Genomic DNA, 2508 nt, shown 5'->3' with positions numbered 1-2508 from the left:
CCTGGGCTCCGTATTCGGAAGGCCCGGCCTCGTCCTGCATGGTGAGACAGAGGTTAAGAAGCGCAAGGGCCTGGTGCGCCAATTTCAGGAAGACGAAGACGTCCCGTTCTTTGTGCTCTCGGTCAAAGCAGGCGGCACCGGGCTCAATCTCACAGCGGCCTCGCATGTCATTCATTTCGACAGGTGGTGGAATCCGGCTGTCGAAAACCAAGCCACCGACCGTGCCTTCCGGATCGGACAGACCAAGAACGTGCTTGTGCACAAGTTCGTTTGTCGCGGCACCGTGGAGGAAAAGATCGACCATATGATTGAGTCGAAGAAACAATTGGCTGGGGATTTTCTTAGCGGCGGAGCTGACATCCTGTTGACTGAGATGAAAGATGAGGCGTTGCTTAGACTCGTGACTCTCGATTTGGGCGCGGCGATGAAGGAAGGGGATGAATGAGCTACTACGGGTGGCATGCTTACGTGCCAGTAGCTGAGAAGCGGCGACAGGCAGAACGCAAGTTGGCCAAGCTCAAGAAGCAGGGACGATCGGTTGCGCCCGTGAGGATCGAGGGCCGCACAATTACCAAGAGCTTCTGGGGCAGATCTTGGTGCGTCAACCTTGAACGCTACAGCGACTATGAGAACCGCTTGCCGCGCGGCCGGACCTATGTTCGAAACGGCTCCGTTATCGACCTGCAAATTGCCAAGGGCGAGATCTCGGCAATGGTCGCCGGGTCTGAGCTCTACCAAATCAAGATTGTCATTGCACCGGTTACGCGGGCACGCTGGAAATCCATCTGTCGGGACTGCGCCGGGACCGTCGATTCGCTAGTTGAGCTCCTGCAGGGCCGCTTGGCGAAGGGCGTGATGGACCGGGTCTGTCGAGAGGGTGACGGCCTGTTTCCGTCGCCGACGGAAATCAAGCTGTCCTGCAGCTGTCCGGACTGGGCGGACATGTGCAAGCACGTTGCGGCAGCACTGTATGGTGTCGGCGCCCGGCTAGATGAAAAGCCTCAGCTTCTTTTTGTGCTGCGTGATGTGGATGAAACTGAAATGCTCGCCAGCGCTGGACAGGATTCTCCGCTAACAACGGCGCCAGGCGCGGCGAAGGTGCTTGATGAAGGCGATGTCGCCGCTCTATTCGGGCTGGAGATGGCCGAAACTCCCGATACCCCAAATCCTGCCTTCACAGTCTCAAAGAGACCCCAACAGTCCAAGTCGCAAAAAGGCAAGATATCTGCCAGAAAGACCAAACCAGCAGCGAAGACAGATGTCGCCTTACATCGTGCGACTCGGGCCTGTTCGGGAACGAAAAAGACAACCCGAGCAAGTGCCAGGAAACGGCGCACTCGGGGATGTCCCGATCGCTGTTGAACTATGTCGGGCCGAGGTTGCCAGAATGAATGTTGCACTAAACCGCTCCGCGGTAGGGAGCGCATGGCTGCGGCCTGAAGGGGGAAGCGCCACAGAGTGCGCGGCAGCGGCATTAACGATCCTTCGCTGCGCGTCGCGCCGTCCGACCCGTGGCCTCGCTGAACAAGTGGCGGGGGATGCTGATTATCGCAAAACGTCGCCGTTCTTCCAGGTGCGTTTCAAAATCTGCCTCCACAAAAATCTCGACGGTCTCCTCACTGGCATGAACTTCGACGCGTACCGGCGCGTCGTCAAAATCCACTTCGTATCGGCGACCATTCTTTCCTCGGATGATCGCGTGCGCCATTTCTATGCTACCTCCGGCCCGGCTTCTTGAGCTTCTTCACTCGGTGCTTCTGATAATCGAGAACGGCCGCTGCAAGTGGCATCGAGCGCGGCACGCTCACAGGTGTGAGGGAGACGACAAGCGCTCTGCCTGTTTCTTCCGAGCGAGACAAATGGCAGATGATGCCGCCCTCGTCACCGGCGTATGACAAATCCCAGACGACGTGGTGCATCCGATCAGCATCGGCAATGACCTTGCCCCTCAGGCTTAATCCAGTTTGAAGTTCGCTCTGGCCCAAGACTGACGTGCTCCCCGCAGATTAGGCCAATCGGAGCTGGAATTTTCCACTTATGATCCCCTTGGGGACGAGGAGAGTTCCATGAAGGCATCGAAGTTCACCGAGGCACAGATCGCTTTCGTTTTGCGTCAGGCAGAGGAAAGGACGCCAGTCGCCGAGGTTTGCCGGAAGGCGGGCTGTGAATCGAGGCCGAACATTGACCCCGCACGCGCGAAGTCAATCACGCGCTTGGGACGCCGATCGGCGTCCGGACCCCACGCCGATTCACACGTCGAGCCTTGCAACCGCTTTACGAGAGCGCGCGGTTTCGTCGCGCCCTGAGTAGAAAATGACTGTTGCAACCGTCTAGGTTGTGTGCAACCATAGGGTTGGGCCTCAGAAACCCAAGCAAGAGAAACCCAAGCAAGATAGCATCAGTGGCCATCAATGGGCCAGCGTATAACGGCCCCGTTCGGTGGGACGGTGCTCCCATGTCGAAGGGGCACCCCAAAAGCACATTGGCCGTTCAGGATTACGGTTTCTG

General features: G+C 57.9%; 4 protein-coding genes and 1 pseudogene. 3 read left to right on the top strand and 2 right to left on the bottom strand.

Annotated elements, in window-relative coordinates:
* Both QJT78_RS50150 and QJT78_RS50145 read left to right on the top strand, forming a co-directional pair.
* On the top strand, positions 1-445 hold a 445-nt coding region (locus QJT78_RS50150), incomplete at its 5' end, for a C-terminal helicase domain-containing protein (RefSeq protein ID WP_281460828.1).
* The gene (locus QJT78_RS50145; RefSeq protein WP_281460827.1) at positions 442-1362 is read left to right on the top strand and encodes an SWIM zinc finger family protein; all 921 of its coding nucleotides are present in this window, start codon (positions 442-444) and stop codon (positions 1360-1362) included. The genes QJT78_RS50150 and QJT78_RS50145, both read left to right, overlap by 4 nt.
* A 112-nt stretch (positions 1363-1474) precedes the next feature.
* On the opposite strand, the gene QJT78_RS50140 is transcribed toward QJT78_RS50145, so the two are convergent.
* A complete protein-coding gene (locus QJT78_RS50140) occupies positions 1475-1708 on the bottom strand; it encodes a hypothetical protein (RefSeq protein WP_063629915.1) in 234 nt (77 codons plus the stop codon).
* Between the two features lie 7 nt (positions 1709-1715).
* Positions 1716-1985, bottom strand: coding sequence for a hypothetical protein (locus tag QJT78_RS50135; RefSeq protein WP_018273925.1), 270 nt, complete (start codon positions 1983-1985; stop codon positions 1716-1718).
* A gap of 81 nt (positions 1986-2066) precedes the next feature.
* Here QJT78_RS50135 and QJT78_RS53415 point away from each other — a divergent pair.
* A pseudogene (locus tag QJT78_RS53415) lies at positions 2067-2162 on the top strand (transposase); the annotation flags it as partial.
* Between the last annotated feature and the right edge of the window lie 346 nt (positions 2163-2508).

Origin of the sequence: Bradyrhizobium sp. Mp27 (assembly GCF_029953005.1) — a bacterium.
GTDB classification, from domain to species: Bacteria; Pseudomonadota; Alphaproteobacteria; order Rhizobiales; family Xanthobacteraceae; genus Bradyrhizobium; species Bradyrhizobium barranii.
Note: the sequence above shows the minus strand (reverse complement) of the source record. Positions and strands in the feature narration are given on the sequence as shown.